This window comes from Streptomyces sp. NPDC031379, from assembly GCF_055569615.1.
The window spans coordinates 20,675-37,180 of record NZ_JBVIIT010000040.1; the positions used below are offsets into that span (position 1 = coordinate 20,675).

The window sequence follows — 16,506 nt, forward strand, 5'->3', positions numbered from 1 at the left end:
AATTCCGGGGATCGCGGTGCAACCCGGTGGCCACCCCCGTGCGTACAGGTCCCGTACATCGCACATCGAAGCACACCTTCAGGGGGAACACGATGACCAGCCAAGCCGGGAACCGCCGCCGCGGACTCGCGCGGACGGGTGCGGCCGTGAGCGTACTGGTGGCACTCGCGGGCTGCGCGCAGACCGCCGGACCGGACGAGGACCTTCGGGCCGAGGCACCCTCGCGGCCCGGGTCGACGGCCTCCGCCGAGCCCGAGCCGACGGCCGTCCCGCTCAGGCGACTCGACGGCGCGCGCGTCAACATCACCGACGGGCAGACCGTCGGCGTCGGCATGCCCATATCCGTCACCTTCAGCCACCCCGTTCCCAGCGGCCGGCGGGCGGACGTCGAGCGGCAGCTGAAGGTCGACACGGACACCGAAGGGGCCTGGAGCTGGGTCAAGGACCGCAACCTGCTCGACGGCCAGCGCGTCGACTTCCGGCCCCGCACGTACTGGAAGCCGGGCACGAGGGTCACCGTGCGCGCCGGCTCGGGCATCACCCGGCACTTCACGGTCGGCCGCTCGCTCGTCGCCACGGTGGACGTGCGCACCCACACCATGAGAATCGTCCACGACGGCGCGACGCGCACCGTGCCCATCACCGCCGGCGCCCCCGGCATGGACACCTGGAACGGCACGATGGTCGTCTCCGACAAGGCCACCAAGGTCTTCATGGACTCGCGGACCGTCGGCTACGGCGACGCCTACGCGGGCTACTACTCCTACGCGGTCCACCTCACCGCCTCGGGCACCTACCTGCACCAGAACCCCAAGGCCGACACGTTCGCCGGCCGGCAGAACGTCACCCACGGCTGCGTGGGCCTCGCGACGGACGGCACGGCGAAGCGCTTCTACGAAGAGGTCATCCCCGGCGACGTGGTGAAGGTGGTCGGATCCAAGGAGACGGTCGCGCCGGGCAACGGCTACGGCGACTGGAACGTCGACTGGGCCCGATGGCGGGCCGGCAGCGCCCTCGGGTGACCTCTCGGCCGGGTAGCATCGGGGGCGTCGGCTCGGGGGAGAGGGGCGGATGTGTCCTTCCGTTATTACCTGTACGTCAGCGATGTCAAAGTAGACATGCTGCTGTCGCAGATCGATCCGAAGTGGGCGCACAAACGCGTCACGGAGCTGAGCGTCGGCCTGAAGATGGTCGGCGCCAAGCACAGCGTCGAGAGCGGGGGCCCGGACCGCTTCGCGCGTCTGGAACGCGTGTTGCACCACCTGGCGGACCACGGTGACCTGGGAGACGTCGACGAGCCCGGCCAGTACGTGCACGGGGTGCTTCCGATGCAGTGGGGCCCCATCGGCGACGGGGACGCCGTGTACTTCGGCGGGCACAGCGAGCGGACGATCGTCGGCCTCGGGGGCTCGACGACGCACGTCCTGAGCACGGCCCCGGGCGAGGCCCCGCCCGGGCGCCGCATGAGCGCCTCGCTGATGCCGGTCCTGCTGCCCCAGCTGGCCACCCTGGCCTCGGGCGACGACGACCCCGGCCCCGACGCACTGGGCGCCGTCGTGCGGGCCAACTCCGCACTGCGCGGTCCGGTACAGCTCGTGGAGTTCGTGGCGAAGCGGATGCTCCACGGGCCGTGCCCGTACCCGGAGTTGTACCCCGGCGAGGACAGGGCGGTCCTCCTGGGCAGCCCGCTCTACGTCGCCCTGGCCGAATGAGGTGGCGCGGCGGGAACCGGACGGACGGCACCGGGCCGGCGGTGTCGTCGCGGATCGACGCGGCCCGTCACCTCATCCTGGAGCTGGCCGTCGACCCGCTGATGCTGGAGATCGACGCCGACACCGCCCGCATGGTCGCCATGATGGACGAGACCGCGTTACGGCGGCGCAGCCGGGGACCGTACACGCCGGACAACCTGCCGCCCGAGGCGATGGAGACGGTCGATCACGTCATGCTGCGTCTCTACCACAACCCGGAGCGCCCCGCCTTCACGGTCGAGGGAGGCGGGCCCTGGCCCTCCCTGCTCGTGCGGTTCCAGCACAGCCGGGTGGTGGTGCGCTACGTCGTGCCGGAGGCGGCGCCGCCGGTGTACGTGCGGGCCCCCGGCGACATGGACCTGAGCGGAGCGCTCCGGATGGCGCTCGAGAAACTGGCGGACTCCCTGCGTACCGTGGCCGAACGGCTCGGTGCCGAACCGCCCGTGACGGTGTCGCTGAGCTACCCGGACGACCCTGACTACGAGGCCAACGTCGCCCGGGCCTCCGAGCAGTTCCGCAGTGCCCTGGTGTCCGTCGTTCCCACGCTCGACATCGACAGGAGCGGATTCTCGGGCAGGCAGCGGGCCGTGCACGACGACGCCCTGCGGGCCCTCACGTTCAAGGGCGGGTTCAAGAAACAGGGCCGTACCGGATTCACCATGAACGTCGGCGGAGCGCACATCCGGGACAGCGGCGGCTGAAGTACTCCGAGGCCGGGGGGCGGTGTGACGCCGACGGTGCGTCACATGGCGTCCGCCAGGGACCGGGCCAGTGCGGTCGCCGTCCGCACCCGGATGTCCGGGGTGTCGACGAGTGCCTCGTCGATCGCCTCCGCCAGGCGCCGGGGCACCGACGGGGCGCGGTCCCGGATCGGGACGACCGGCTCGCGCAACCCCACCATGACCGGGTCGCGGTCGGGAGGGAAGTCGCGCGGGGTCGCACCGGTGAGCATCCAGTACAGGCAGGCCGCCGCGGCCCATACGTCGACCTCGGGGCCCACGTACTTGTAACCGATCAGCTGGGGACGGGCCGTGAACGGGATCGTCCCGCCCAGCGCGCCGGTGCGGGTGTGCCCGGACAGCCCCGCGCGCTCGAACGCCTTGGCCAGCCCGAAGTCCGCGAGCTTGACCACAGGCAGGCCGTCGGCGGCCGGCTCCGCCAACAGGATGTTGGCCGGTTTCACATCCCGGTGCACCAGGCCGCGTGCCAGGGCGACCGTGCCGTCCGGCTGCCGCGGCGAAGGCAGTTCGGCCTGGTGGGCGTAGGCCAGCCCCGAGAGCACCTGCCGGACGACGGCCAGCGCCCGCTCCACCGGCAGCGCACCCCCGTTCCGGGCCGCCCAGTCCTCGAGGCTGCCACCGGGACAGTACTCGGTGGCGAAGTAGAACGCGTTCTTCTCGTCGCCGCCGCCGCGGAACGCGACGATGTTCGGATGGCGCAGGGCGCGGATGCCGACGAGTTCGCGGCGGAACGCGAAACGCGCGTTGTCGTCCACCGGCCGGGGGGCCGACATCTGCTTGAGCGCGACGAGTTCCCCCGACGTCAGATGCCGGGCCAGGTGGACGACTCCCTGGGAACCACGACCCAGCTCCCGGACGAGTGCGTAGCCGGGGATCCGCACCGGTGCGTGGCGGGCCGGCTCCTCGGGGCCGGCCGCCGTCGTGCCCTCAGGCGGCTCCGTGACGGTGATCAGCAGCCGTACGTCACCGACGCGGATCTCGTCGCCGTCCGCCAGCGGCCGCTCGACGAGGGCGCCCAGGCGCTCGCCGTTGACATGGGTGCCGTAGCTGCTGCCCAGGTCGCGCACGCGCAGCCGCGGCGGGTCCAGGTCCAGTCGGCAGTGCCGTCGGGACACGCCACGGTGGTCCTCGGGGATGCGGATCCGGCACTCTCCCGACCGGCCCACCTCACACGTCACCGGCTCGCTGAAGCCGTACTCCAGCACCCCGGTGCGAGTGTGCACGGAGACGGTCACCTGTGCGGTCACCGGCCCCCGGCACCTTCCTGCTCGGCGCCGGGGCGGCCCGTGGAGCCGTCGCCCGTGGAGCCGCCGTCCGTGAAGTCGTAGTCGAAGTCCAGCTCCCACAGCCTGATGCCCGGCCGGAGATCGGCGGAGACGAGGTTGCGGCCGTCCGCGGTGAAGGACACGAGGGTGAGGGACTCGGGGTGTCCTTCGAGGGTGTGCAGGCACCGGCCGCTGCGCACGTCCCACATGCGCAGGCTCCGGTCGTGGCCGGCGGTGACGACGTAGTGCCCGTCGGGGCTCACGTCGAACGTCGAGCCGTGCTCGGGCAGTTCGCACACGGTTCTCCCGGACCCGGTGTCCCACACCTCGACCTTCAGCAGGCCCGGGCTGACGGCGATGCGTCCGTCCGCGCTGAGCGCCAGCGGGCCGTGTCCGGTCTGCCGGTCGTACAGGTGTCGCCGGGTGCGTACGTCCCACGCGGACAGCGTGCCGACGCAGCTGACGAACAACCGGCCGCCGTCCGGGGAGAACCTCAGCTCGGGGTCGAGTCCGTCGAGCGGGCACGTCAGCAGCGGGACGCCGGTTCGCGTCGCCCACAGCCGTGCGGTGCGGTCCTCCAGCCCGGCCGAGGCGGCGAACCGTCCGTCGGCGCTCAGCCGGACGACCCCGACGGGACCGTCGTGCGCCAGCATGGTGCGGCCCTGGTGGGGTGCGACGGCCGTACGATCCGCGTCGGCCCTGCGGAGGTACCACAGGCACAACGCTCCGCCCTGGTCGCCGACCAGCGCGTGCTCCCCCTTCCGGTCGATGGCGACCACCTTCACGTGCCCCTGGTCGCCGTACAACTGGGCACGTCTCGTGCCGCTCTCGAAGTCCCACACGTGCGCGGCCCCGCCCCAGTCGGCCGTGACGGCGAGACGGCAGTCCTCCGCGATCAGCACGGTGTGGGTGTTGGCCACCCGCTCGGCGAACGTGTGAACCTGCTGCCCGGTCTGCAGCTCCCATACCCGGACGCGGCCGTCGGACCCGCCGGTCACGGCGAGTTCCGCGTCGAGACTCAGTCCGAGGCTCACCTGCTGCGTGAGGACGAGACCGCCGCTGAGGTCGTAGCGCTGCCAGATGCTCAGCACGTCCGTGCGCCGGCCCGCCGAACCGCCCAGGTGCGCCCAGATCGCCCGCAGTTCCGGGTGGCGTTCGAAGCCGGGGACCGCGCGTGCGGCCCGCACCTGTTCGGCCGCGTCCCGCACCCTGCCCTGCTCGGCCAGTTCCGCCGCGCGCTCGACCATGCCGTCGACCCGGGTCTCGTCGTCCGTGAGGGCGACGGCGGTCCGCGGACGCGCGTAGCTCCAGGGGGCCCGGTACCCGCCGGGGGCGAGGTGGTGGAACTGGACACCGCCCCACTCGTCGCCCAGCACGACGACCCGGCCGTCACCGCTGACGGCCACACCGCTGAGCTGCATCGGCAGGGTCATCCCCGTGACGGGTTCGACCACGGCCTCGGTGAGGACCGTGCGGACACAGCGGCCGGTACGCGTCTCCCAGACACGCATGTGCCGGTCGGCGCTCCCGGACGGTATGGAGACGCCGACGCTCGCGTCACTGTTCAGGGCCACCCGGCAGTAGTCGCCGAGCTTGTCCGGAACGGTGTCCCGGACCCGGTCGGTCCGGGTCTCCCAGATGCGCACCATGGCCTGGAGGCGGCCGCTCAGCAGTGCGTAGGTTCCGTCCGTGCTGAGCGCGATCAGATCGATTCCGGTGCCGTGCATGTCGGCCGACTTCACGAGGCGGCCGAGCGGCCGGCCGGTGGCCACCTCCCAGGACACCACGCTGCCCTCCTCGTTCGACGCCGACACCGCGACCTGCCCGTCCTCGGTGAGCGCGACGGCGGAGACGACGGAAGGGCTGCTGTGGATCTCGGGCAGGACGCGTCGGGTGACCGGGTCCAGCTTCTGGAACGTCGCGGGCGGGTGCTCGAGCGCGCGCACCACACGTCCGTCCCATCCGAGCCGTTCGGCCTGCCCGCCCGCTCCGTCCCGTTCCGGACTCAGCTCCCAGACCTCGACCGGTCCGCCGTCATGAGCGACCACGGCACCGCCGGAGCCGTTCAGGGCGACCGCGACGGCCGCCGAGGCGTGCCCGGCGAAGACGCTCAGGCGCCTTCCGGCCGCCACGTCCCACAGTTCGAGGGAGCCACTGCGGCGCCCGACCAGCGCGGTACGCCCGTCGGGAGCGAGCGCGACCGCGGTGACCGGCGCGAGCGCTTCGTCACCCGGCTCCAGGGGCAGCACGTACCGGCAGCGGTTGCCGGCCGGTTCCCACACACGCAGGCGGCCTTCCTCGCCGCCCGTCACCGCCACCGAGCCGTCCGCGCTCACGGCGACGGCGCGCACCGAACCCTGATGTTCGTCCAGCCGCTCGCACGGCCGAGTGGGCCCCCGGCGTGTCAGCTCCGCGCGTGCGGCCACCGCTTCGAGGGTGTCCGGCGCGTCCGCGAGCAGCGCGCGGGCCGCCTCGTCGTCGCCCCGCTCGACATGCACCAGGCCGAGCAACTGGTCCACCTGAGCGGGCTCGCTGTGCAGGGCCCGCGTCGTGCGCAGGTCGGAGACCACGTCCTCGTCGGACAGCGAGCCCCGCCGCCAGCGGTACACGGCCCAGTTGTAGACCGTGGGCAGATGATGCGGGTCGACGTCCTTGGCCGTGCGCCACAGCTCCTCGGCCTCGTCCGTACGGCCGAGGTCGAGCAGCGACAGGGCCTGGTTGTTCAGGCCCGCCGCGAGCAGACGCGCCTCCTGCGGCGCCACGCGCGGGTACGGCGCGCCGACGACCTCCTCGTAGAGCCGCGTCAGGGTCCCGGCCAGTTCGTCGAGTCGGCGCGGGCGCCGCGCCGGGTCGACCTCGAAGCACCGCCACAGCAGATCGGCGAGGGCCGGGGGCAGCGGGGGCGCCCCCGGGCCGGGCCGCCCGTACTCCAGGAAGCTCGCGAAGACCTCGGGTGCCGTCTGCCCGTACCGGCACGGTGGGGAGCCGACGAACATCTCCAGCACGCACAGCGCCCAGGACCAGACGTCGGTGGCGCGGGTGAGCGAGACCGGCGCGCCGTACCCCGCGTCGGCCTGCTCCGGTGAGCAGTACGCCGGTGTCATCCCGCCGTAACTGGCCAGCAGGCTGCTCCCCGGTGGCACGACCGGGCGCTCGCCGGCCGCTGCGCGGGCGCCCGCGAGACCGAAGTCGGTGACCTTCGCGGTCCAGGCGGCGCCCGTGTCGACCATGACATTGGCCGGCTTGACGTCCTGGTGGATCAGGCCCTGCCGGTGAGCGTGGTGGATGCCCCAGGCGATCTGTACGGCCACGTCCAGGATCCGCGCGAGGACGCCCGCCGGGTCCGGCCCGCAGTCCTCGTACAGCCGTCCGCCGCCCACGAGTTCGGCGAGCGAGCCGCCCTCGACCCACTCGGCGAACACACACGGCAGGTCCTCGACCCGGCGGACGTAGGCACAGCCGACGACATGCGGATGCAGGGCCAGACCGACCCAGGTACCCGCCTCGGTCTCGAAGCCGCCGCGCCCGGCCGCGGTGGCCACGAGTTCGGGGCGCGGCACCTTGACCGCGAGATCCGTGTTCCAGTCACGGTGCCGGACGCGGTACACCAGGCCCATGCCGCCGCCGTCGAGGACATCGAGCACCTCGTACAGGCCGAGGACGACGTCCCCGCGCCGCCAGTTCCCCATCGCCATGCCGTCAACCATGCGTGGCCGCAGCCGGATTGACAACCTCGACACGCTCGGCCCGCACACCCCTCGCGGCGCCCGCGCCCCAGGCGGCCGGACGTCAGGGTGCCGCCGTGGACCGGCCCGTCAGCGGCTCGACCGCTGGGCTGCGACGATCGCCTTCATGACCGGCTCCGCCCCGGCCAGTCGCTGCACCCGCTCCGCGAAGCCCGGGAACTGCGAGGCGATCTTCGTGAGGAACCGCAACTCGACGGGCGCCACGTTGATTTCGGCGACATCGCGCTCGATCGCCCGCGTCACGCCCTTGACGACCTGCTCCGGCGACACGGTCCGGACCCCGCCGGGCGTCGCTGAACCCGTCTTCGCGAACATCCCCAGGTCGCGCACGAACCCCGGCTGCACGATCGAGACGCCGACGCCCGTGCCGTGCAGATCCTGGCGGAAAGCCAGCGAGAAGCCGCGCAGGCCGAACTTCGAGGCGTTGTACAGGGACGAGGACTTGGTGGCCGCCATCCCCGACAGCGATCCGACGAAGCAGATGTGTCCGCGCCCGGCGGCCACCATGCCGGGAGCGAGCAGGCGGGCGAGCATCGCGGGCGCCCGCAGGTTCACCGCGAGCGCCCGGTCGATCTGCTCCGGCGTGTAGTCCAGCACGTCGCCGCTGGAGGGAAGGGCCGCGTTGGCGATGAGCACGTCCGTGCCGGCCGCTTCCTCGGCGAGGCGGCGCACATCGTCCGGCTCGGCGAGATCGGCCAGGATCGTCCGCGCGCCGTAGCGGTCGGCGAGGGGTTCCAGCGCCTCCCGCCGCCGGCCGGTGAGCACGAGGCGCGCCCCGCGAGCGGACAGTTCGGCGGCGAGCGCGCTGCCGATACCGCCCGTGACTCCGGTGAGCAGAACAGTTGCCCCAGCGATGTGCACGTCTGTCCTCCAGTCCCTATTGTTCGTTCGAACGAACAATAGGGACTGGCGGGAGCGCCTGTCCACCGACCCGGCCGGATCCGGGACCGGCGAGCGCTGGTGGAACAATGAAGGACATGCCGAACGCCGCCCTCGCCGCCCCGACGCGCCAGCGCATCATCCAAGCCGTCCTGCGGATCATCGGCGAGGACGGGGTCGCGGCCGTCACCAACCGGCGGATCGCCAAGGAAGCCGGAGTGTCCCTCGGGTCGGTCACGTACCACTTCGAGACCCAGCACGATCTGCTGCGGGAGAGCCTGCTGCACTTCGTGCGCGAGGAGGCACGGCACTTCACCGAGCTGGCCGACCAGTGCCAGACGGAAGGCCTCGACATCGAGGACGCGGCGTCCCTGGCCGGCCAGGTCGCCTGCGGCACGGCACTGGACAGCGCCCAACTCGCCCCGTTCGAGCTGTACCTCCACTCCGGGCGCGACGAGCGGCTGCGGGAGGCGGCGGCGGAGGCGTTCCGGGCCTACGACCGCCTCGCCACCCAGATCCTGACCGCACTGGGCGTCCCGGACGCGGAACGCCTGGCCGCCACCACCGTCGCCCTCGTGATGGGCCTGCAACTGCGGCGGCTGGCCACGGGCAGCCCCGTGGACGACCTGGTCGACGCCCTGCTGCTGCTCGTACGCGGCGCGGCCGGCCGCTCGCCCGCGCAGGGTCCTGCGGCGTGATGCCCTCGGCCGCACGACGGCGACGGACGCCGGCCGACGGCACAGCGCTTCTCACATGAAGTGGGTGACCGGACGTTCCAGGCGCCGGCCGTCCACCGTGATGTCGACCGCCTCGTTGTAGAAGGCGAGCAGCCCCTTCACGGCGGCCACCGCGGGCAGCGGATCGGGGTAGCTCCACACGACGTCGGGCGGGACGTCCGCCTCGCCGTGCCAGGACCAGTACGCGGCGGTGCCCTTGTAGGGGCAGCCGGTGTGATGGTCGGTCGGGACGAAGAGTTCGAGACGGACGTCCTCGCGGGGGATGTAGTAGCGGGTGGGCAGGCCCGTCTCGAAGAGGAGGACCGGGCGGTGGGTGTCGGCGACCACCGTGCCGCCGATCTCCACCCGCACGTGCCGGCTGCTGGGGACGGCGTCGACCCGTTTGTGCGGGTCACGGGGATGGACGAAGATCTCCTCTTCCTCCTCGTACCAGTGGTCGAGGCCCTTGCCGGTGCGCTGGAACCACTCGAAGGCGATATGGCCGGCCAGGTCGGCGGCGGGGAACGTCCAGGCCGCGTTCTCAAGCAACGCGCCCCCGACCGCGAGGTCGTAGAAGACCGTCGAACCGGTGTGGGCGCCGGTGGGCGGGTTCCGCGCAGGGCGCAGCAGATCCTCGCGGACCTCCTCGCGCGGGAACGCGTACAGCGGCACGGGGACGCCCGGCTCCCACACGAGGACCGGATGACGGCTGTCGACGACCGTGACCTCGCCCTTACGGCCGCGCACCCAGCGTTCGCTCGGCTCCCAGAGGAGGCCTTCCGGGGTGCCGTGAAGGGACGCGGCGGTGCTCAGCGTGGTCATGTCCCGTTCTCCCTCGCCCTCGGCGTGCGCACACCCTCACATCCTCCACGAGGTTCCCGGGGCGGGCCGGACCGCGTGCCGAGCGCTGCGCGGGGGCGTAGCGTCCCGATATGAGCGAGGTCGGGTGCGCCGGGCGCGGGTGCGGCGGGCGGCGCGGGCCCATGACTCGTGTGACGGTGCCGGGAGACGCCCCTGCCAGGCTGGAGGTGCCGCGTGACCGGAGCGGGTGAGGCGGCCACCGACGCGCGGGATGCCGCGTTCGTGGAGACGATGCGCCAGACGGGTGCTTCCATCGGCGCCCTGTACCTGCTCGCACCCGACGAGCAGCAGTTGCTGCTGGACGTGATGTGCGGGGTACCGACCGACTTCGCCGCGCCGTGGGCGACGATTCCGCTGGGCGCTCCGGTGCCGGTGGCCGAAGCCGTACGCGACGATCGCATGGTGTGGGTCGGCAGCCAGGAGGAGCTGGCCCGCACCTATCCGCGCACCGCGATGGCGCTGCCGTACCCGTTGGCGTTGGTCGCCGCACCGGTCACCGGCGTCCGGCGGTGGGGAGCCCTGGTGCTGATGTGGCCGGCCACCCGTCCGCCGTACATGACCCAGCGGGAGCGAGGGCACGTCGCGGCCAGCTGCGGCCAGCTCGCCAGGCTGCTGGAGGAAGCCCCGGAGAACGGAACGCCGGCCGCCCCCGCCGACCGGCCGCGCGTACTCCCCGCGGGAAGGGGCCGCCGCTCCGCGAGCCCGGCGATGGCCGCCGCCGACTTCATCGAACGGCTGCCCGGCGGCAGCTGCGCGCTGGACCTCGAGGGGCGCTTCTCCTACCTGAGCGCATGCGCCTGCGAGCTGCTGGGCCGGGACGCCGGTGACCTGCTGGGCACCGTTCCGTGGCAGGCCCTGCGCTGGCTCGACGACCCGGTCTACGAGGACAGCTATCGCGCCGCGGTGATCAGCCGCGAGCCCGTCGCGTTCACGGCGTGCCGCCCGCCGGACCGCTGGCTGGACTTCCACATGTACCCGGACGCCAGCGGCATCAGTGTCCGGATCGTCCCGAGCGGAGGCGAGGGTCCGCCCACACCGGCCTCCCGGCGCACCAGCCGCACCGCCACACCGGCCCGCGCGGGCCGGCTCTACCAGCTCATGCACCTGGCCGCCGCGCTGACCGAGGTCGTCAGCGTCCAGGACGTCATCGATCTGGTCGCCGACCAGATCATGCCGGCGTTCGGTGCCCAGAGCCTGGTCCTGTCCACCGCCGAGGGCGGTCGCCTGCGGATCACCGGGTACCGCGGCTACGACCCCCACACCATCGAGCGTCTCGACGGCCTGCCCCTCGACACCGCCTTCACTCCGGCCGGGCAGGTCCTCGGCAGCGGAGTCCCGGCGTTCTTCGACGACGCGGAGGAGATGCGGCGCGTCTACCCCGAGGCGCCGCTGATCAGCGGAAAGCAGGCCTGGGCGTTCCTGCCACTGGTCGTCTCCGGGCGTCCGGTCGGCTGCTGCATCCTGTCCTACAACCGGCCCCACCCCTTCCCGGCCGAGGACCGCGCCGTCATGACCTCGCTCGCCGGCCTCATCGCCCAGGCCCTCGACCGCGCCCGCCTGTACGACACCAAGCACGACCTCGCGCACGGTCTGCAGCAGGCGCTGCTCCCGCGTGCCCTGCCCGCGATCACCGGCCTGCGGGTCGCCGCCCGCTATCTGCCCGCCACCCGGGGCATGGACATCGGCGGAGACTTCTACGACCTCATCCCGCTCGGTGACAGCGTCGTCGCGGCCGTGATCGGCGACGTCCAGGGCCACGACGCGGCCGCCGCCGCTCTGATGGGGCAGGTCCGCACCGCCGTCCACGCCCACGCGGCCCTGGGCACGACCCCGGACCAGGTGCTCTCGGGGACCAACCGGCTCCTCATCGATCTCGGCACCGACCTGTTCACCAGCTGCCTCTACGCCCACCTCGACCTCGCCGGCCGCCGGGCGGTCCTGGCCAGCGGTGGTCACCCCCCACCGATCCTGCGTCTGCCCGACGGCGGCACCGGTCCCCTCCCGGTGCCGCCCGGACCGCTCCTGGGCATCGACCCGCACGCCGTCTTTCCCATGACCGAGATCCCGCTCACCCCCGGGCTCATGCTCACCTTCTACACCGACGGACTCGTCGAGGTCCCGGGAGTCGACCTCGACGACTCCATCGACGCCCTCGCACGGCATCTCGCCCACGCCGACGACCGGGACCTCGACGCGCTCATCGACACCCTGGTGGGGCAGGCGGGCCCGGGCGGCCAGCGCACCGACGACATCGCCCTGCTCGTGCTGCACTACGTGCACCACGCGGCGCGCCGCTGACAGCGGTGCCGGTCGGCGCGAACCTCGCACGGGTACCGGAGGCACACCGCACCCGGCGGTCCCTGACGGCGCGATACGCGGGGCGAACCCGTCGTCTCACAGCGGCGGCGGCCGGAGCGAGGTGATGTCCGCAAGACGGTGGGGATGGTAGGCCGCCAGCGCGGCGCCCGCGAGCCACCAGCCGCGGTACACCAGTGCGCGGCACAGCGATTCGTCGAGCCGGTCGAAGACGGTCGGTACGAGCGACAGGTCATGGCCGTCGTACGTCCGGTGCTCGGTGAAAGTCCCCCGCCACAGGTCCAGCCGCCCGGAGGCGTCCTCGGGGAAGTCGGTGGCCAGGCCCACGAGGACTCCTCTGCGTGCACCCGGCGGCAACGGCTCGTCGGCGCCCACGGCCCGACCGCGCCGGAAGCGTTCGACGATCAGCCGGGTGCGCAGAGCCGTACTCTGCCGGTACAACAGGGAGTTGGCGCGCGCGAGGTCACGGATCACGGGAATCCCGCTGTACACACCCGGGCGCAGCAGGCCGCCGGCGTTGAGGACGACCAGGAAGACATCGCGGTAGCGCTCGCCGTCGATGGACTCCGTGCCGGTGTTGTCGTACGTGCCTCCGTCCAGCAGGGCGGGCGCGTCAGTGGCACAGGGGAAGCTCGCGGGGTCGAGGACGAGCGGCGGGAACGCCCCGGGCACCGCGGCGGAGGCGGCGACCGCGACGCTCAGCCTCAGTCCGGTACCGGCCGTCGGAGCCAGCCCGATCGTGTAGTCGCCCCACACATCGCGTTCGAAGGTGAACCGGACACCGGTGGTCAGGTTCGCCGCGTTGAGGATCCAGCGGACCTGCGGGTCCAGGTCCTCCAGCACGGCTCCGTCGAAGAACCACTCGTCGAGGAGCTGGGCGAGGAGCTGCGTACGGGTCAGCGGGCCCGCCGTGCGCCACAGCCCCCGCAGGAGTGCCTTCCTGAGCGAGTGGGAGCTGATCCGCCTGACGGCCGGCTCGACGACGAGTTCGTCGACCGCCGCGGTGGTGCAGCCCTGCTTCTTCAGCGCGGGCCAGGCGGTGGCGAGCAAGCCGCCCGCGATCGACCCTCCGGAAACCGACGACGCGTAACTGAGCTGGGACAGGATGCCCGCGTCAGCGAGCAGTCGTACGACGCCCAGCCCGGAGAGCGTCGCCCGGAAGCCGCCTCCGGAGAGCGCGACGGCGACCGGGTCGTCCACGGGGGCGGGCGCGGCCGGACGCAGGGTGTCACCGCAGGGCCGGGCCTGCAGGCCGGTGCCCACGGCGGGGGAGTCCACGGCCCAGCGGCTCCTTCCGACGCGGTGGGACGGGTTCATGACTCATCACCGATCTCTATGACGAGCGCGGGAGCCGCGGGCGGCCGGACCTCGACGGTGAAGTGCCGGTTCTTCCGCAGCTTCCTGAGGGTGTCGTCGGCGAAGCCGATCCGGTTGGTCAGCTGGATGGTGTACTCGTCGTCGCGGTCTCTCGAACCGACGAGCATGCGCAGCGTCTCCTCGCTGGGATGGTGGTGTTTGACCCCGTCCGCGGAGATCACGTAATGATCGGCGTGGACGCTGTCGAAGAAGTCGCTCTCCACATTGCGGTCACTGCCGTGGTGGGGCAGCTTCAGGAGGCCGACATGGAGCGGCCCCGAGCCGTCGAGCAGCCCTGTGGCGCGCAGTCCGGCGAGGATGCGGTCACCTCGGGCGTCTCCGGTGAGCAGTGCGGTGCGGCCCTTGTGGGTCAGCATCAGAACGATGCTGGAGAGATTCGGTATGGAGCCGTCCGTGTAGGCCGCCGAGATGACGTCCGGGTCCCCCCGTCTGCGTGCCGCGAGCCAGCGCTCCTCCAGTTGCCCCAGGGCCTCGGTGTCCGGGGCCACCACCGTGACGTGCAGCTGGTCGAGGGTCGCCTCCCCGCCCGAGACGAGCGGCCCGTCGAACGAGGGATTGCCCTCCAGCCCCAGTCCGGCCGCCGCGTCCCGGATGGCACGTCCCTGGTTGTAACTGGCCCTGACGGCAGAGTTCCCTTCCGCGGCACGGTCGACGACCTGCCGGGTCGAGGCGCTCAGCCCGGGCGAGTTGTGGTCCACCAGTTCGTCCACCGAGTTGAACCACACCCTCTTCACGGTGAACGGATCGGGTTCCTGGTCGTCCCTCGCGTGCTGTATCTCGCGGAGCAGGGCGAGCAGTCCGGCGCAGTGGTCGTCGTCGACGTGGGACAGGCAGACCACGTCGATCCTCGGGATGCCGTCGGCGCCCGGCGCGAGCTGTGACAAGCGGTCGCGCAGCGATGTCTCGTAGACCGGGTTCGGCCCGCCGTCGACGAGCATGACCCGTTCCTTCGCCGTCCCCCACCGCACCAGGAAGCAGTCTCCGTGCAGGGCGTTGAGGAAGTCAAAAGTGAACATGGCGCGGTCCCTTCCGGACCCCTCCCGCTTCAGACGGACTGCATCGCACGGAGGACGTCGACCAGCCCGGCCCCCTGGAAGTGCCGCTCCCGGCCCAGATCCGTCGCCGTCCCGCACAGGATCTGTTTCACCCGTTCCGGCCTCCCCAGCAGTTCCCGGTTGCGTGCCAGGAGCATGGCGGCGGCTCCGCTCACGTGCGCCGCCGCCTGGCTGGTGCCGTGCAGGGCGGCGATGCCCCGGTCGGGAACGGGGCCGTCGATGTCCTCACCCGGCGCCAGGAGGTCGGGCTTCGGCCTCCCGTCGCCGGTGGGACCGCGGCTGGAGAAGTAGCTGACGCCATGGCGGTACGGATTGGAGCGATGTGTCGAGCCGACCGTGATGACGGAGTCCGCGTTCCCGGGATCGGAGATGCTGGTACCGCGGTAGTCCTCGCCCAGGGTGCGTACGGCTCCCGCGTATCCGGAGTTCCCGGCCGCCGCGACGACCACGACACCCGAGCGCGCCAGACGGTCGCATTCGATGCAGACGGGCGTCCAGCCGGTCGAGTGGCTGGCCACGTCATGCGGTACGGACAGGCTCATGTTGACGCCGGCGATGACGAACCGTCCCGCCTGCTCGTTGATGTACCGGATGGCCTGAAGGGCGGTGACGATGGAGAACTCGTATCCCAGCCCTTCGTCGTCGAGGACCCGGAAGTCGTACAGCTGGATCCTCGGACAGATGCCACGGAAGTCACGGTGGGGACGCGGCCACCAGCCGCCGAGAATTCCGGCGATGTGGGTGCCGTGCTGGTCGGACGGGGTCTTGTAGTCCACGTGCCGCTCGATCCCGGGATGCTGAGCCGCGGCGGGCGCCGTGGGCAGAGCGATCTCGACGTACGGCAGGGCGCGTGGCCAGTCGACGCGCCCGTCGTCGTCCAGGGCGTCGAGCGACAGTGTCTTGCGTACGCCGATGAAGTCGAAGGCGCGCGTGATGCGGGACTGCAGCTGCAGGGGTTCCGGCGTGGCGGTGGTGTCCCAGTCGTAGAACGCGGGATGCTCCGCGTCGATGCCACTGTCGACCACGGCCCAGCCAATCGAGCTGCAGTCCACGGAGAAGACCTGTTCGGCGGCGTCGGCCTTGATGGTGGCACGGGACCGGGTGACCGCCGAGGAGGCCTGCCGGTTGGTCGTCACGGACATGACCGGATACCGCTGTCTGCGGTCGATGACGACCCTGGCCGCGGTGTTCGGCGGCCCTTTCACCGATGGGTCCAGGTGAACCTTGATCAGGATGTCGGACACCTGTGCGCTGATCCACGGACCGGCCTGCTGTGGGCCTCGTCGGGCCGGATCCGACTCCGCGACGATGACGGCCATCAGTCTCAGGAACCACCGCAGGTGCCGGTTGCGCTCGTGACGGCGCTCGGAGCAGTCGGGGATGTCGCTGGGCCGGGGCACCGTCCGGGGGTCCTCCCGGAGCGCGTCCTGGATGCCGGCACCCCCCTGCCGGCTCGCCAGCTCCTGCCCGTCGCGGATGACGCCGTAGAGGTTGGTCATCGGCAGGACGCCTTGCACGAGTTCGCGCAGCGTCAGCTTCGCCGCCACGAAGCTGCCGGAGGCGATCGGCTGGCAGTCGAGCATCATGTTCAGGATCTTGAAGCGCTCGAGAACCCGCAGGACACCGTGTTCCTCGTTGATGGCGAGGATCAGATCCTCCCGCGACTCCGGACCCGTCTCGGGAGGATGGGCGAGAGCCAGCAGGGCGTCGAACCGTACCGGGCAGTCCGTCGCCCACGGAACGGGTCTCGGACCTTTCCCGTAGAAGAGTTCCTCGAGTCTCTTTCGGTCCATCGGGGCT

The 16,506-nt window shown here is 71.9% G+C and carries 12 protein-coding genes; 5 read left to right on the forward strand and 7 right to left on the reverse strand.

What is annotated here, in order from left to right:
* Positions 1 to 92: 92 nt before the first annotated feature.
* From ACZ5CW_RS38595 to ACZ5CW_RS38605, 3 genes are read left to right on the forward strand one after another with little or no spacing between them, the layout of a single operon-like run.
* Positions 93 to 1,022: a L,D-transpeptidase gene (locus ACZ5CW_RS38595; protein WP_468610032.1), complete on the forward strand. Its 930-nt coding sequence runs from the start codon at positions 93 to 95 to the stop codon at positions 1,020 to 1,022.
* A 51-nt stretch (positions 1,023 to 1,073) separates the two neighbouring features.
* The gene (locus ACZ5CW_RS38600) at positions 1,074 to 1,712 is read left to right on the forward strand and encodes a DUF7019 family protein (protein ID WP_468610034.1); all 639 of its coding nucleotides are present in this window, start codon (positions 1,074 to 1,076) and stop codon (positions 1,710 to 1,712) included.
* Between the two features lie 41 nt (positions 1,713 to 1,753).
* Positions 1,754 to 2,452 (forward strand): hypothetical protein, encoded by a 699-nt coding sequence (locus tag ACZ5CW_RS38605; protein ID WP_468610036.1) that lies wholly within the window; start codon positions 1,754 to 1,756, stop codon positions 2,450 to 2,452.
* Positions 2,453 to 2,493: 41 nt separating this feature from the next.
* Here the strand turns inward: ACZ5CW_RS38605 and ACZ5CW_RS38610 are convergent, their stop codons facing one another.
* The 3 genes from ACZ5CW_RS38610 to ACZ5CW_RS38620 all read right to left on the reverse strand — a co-directional run bounded on the left by ACZ5CW_RS38610 (position 2,494) and on the right by ACZ5CW_RS38620 (position 8,363).
* Positions 2,494 to 3,738, reverse strand: coding sequence for a protein kinase domain-containing protein (locus tag ACZ5CW_RS38610; protein ID WP_468610038.1), 1,245 nt, complete (start codon positions 3,736 to 3,738; stop codon positions 2,494 to 2,496).
* Entirely contained in the window at positions 3,735 to 7,451 is a 3,717-nt protein-coding gene (locus ACZ5CW_RS38615; protein WP_468610040.1) for a WD40 repeat domain-containing serine/threonine protein kinase, read from the reverse strand. The genes ACZ5CW_RS38610 and ACZ5CW_RS38615 overlap by 4 nt, the downstream gene beginning before the upstream one ends.
* A gap of 120 nt (positions 7,452 to 7,571) precedes the next feature.
* On the reverse strand, positions 7,572 to 8,363 hold the full coding sequence (locus tag ACZ5CW_RS38620) for an SDR family NAD(P)-dependent oxidoreductase (protein ID WP_468610042.1): 792 nt from the start codon (positions 8,361 to 8,363) through the stop codon (positions 7,572 to 7,574).
* Between the two features lie 116 nt (positions 8,364 to 8,479).
* Between ACZ5CW_RS38620 and ACZ5CW_RS38625 the strand changes: the two genes are divergently transcribed.
* Complete coding sequence (locus ACZ5CW_RS38625; RefSeq protein WP_468610044.1) at positions 8,480 to 9,079, forward strand: TetR/AcrR family transcriptional regulator; 600 nt, start codon at positions 8,480 to 8,482, stop codon at positions 9,077 to 9,079.
* A 51-nt stretch (positions 9,080 to 9,130) separates the two neighbouring features.
* On the opposite strand, the gene ACZ5CW_RS38630 is transcribed toward ACZ5CW_RS38625, so the two are convergent.
* A complete protein-coding gene (locus tag ACZ5CW_RS38630) occupies positions 9,131 to 9,919 on the reverse strand; it encodes a DUF427 domain-containing protein (protein ID WP_468610046.1) in 789 nt (262 codons plus the stop codon).
* 213 nt (positions 9,920 to 10,132) lie between these two features.
* On the opposite strand from ACZ5CW_RS38630, the gene ACZ5CW_RS38635 reads away from it, so the two are divergent.
* Complete coding sequence (locus tag ACZ5CW_RS38635; protein ID WP_468610048.1) at positions 10,133 to 12,256, forward strand: SpoIIE family protein phosphatase; 2,124 nt, start codon at positions 10,133 to 10,135, stop codon at positions 12,254 to 12,256.
* A gap of 96 nt (positions 12,257 to 12,352) precedes the next feature.
* On the opposite strand, the gene ACZ5CW_RS38640 is transcribed toward ACZ5CW_RS38635, so the two are convergent.
* Genes ACZ5CW_RS38640 through ACZ5CW_RS38650 form a run of 3 tightly spaced genes read right to left on the reverse strand, consistent with a single transcriptional unit; the run spans position 12,353 to position 16,499 of the window.
* On the reverse strand, positions 12,353 to 13,552 hold the full coding sequence (locus tag ACZ5CW_RS38640) for a patatin-like phospholipase family protein (RefSeq protein ID WP_468610050.1): 1,200 nt from the start codon (positions 13,550 to 13,552) through the stop codon (positions 12,353 to 12,355).
* Between the two features lie 35 nt (positions 13,553 to 13,587).
* Positions 13,588 to 14,667, reverse strand: coding sequence for a ComEC/Rec2 family competence protein (locus ACZ5CW_RS38645; protein WP_468610052.1), 1,080 nt, complete (start codon positions 14,665 to 14,667; stop codon positions 13,588 to 13,590).
* Between the two features lie 29 nt (positions 14,668 to 14,696).
* Entirely contained in the window at positions 14,697 to 16,499 is a 1,803-nt protein-coding gene (locus ACZ5CW_RS38650; RefSeq protein ID WP_468610054.1) for a S8 family serine peptidase, read from the reverse strand.
* Between the last annotated feature and the right edge of the window lie 7 nt (positions 16,500 to 16,506).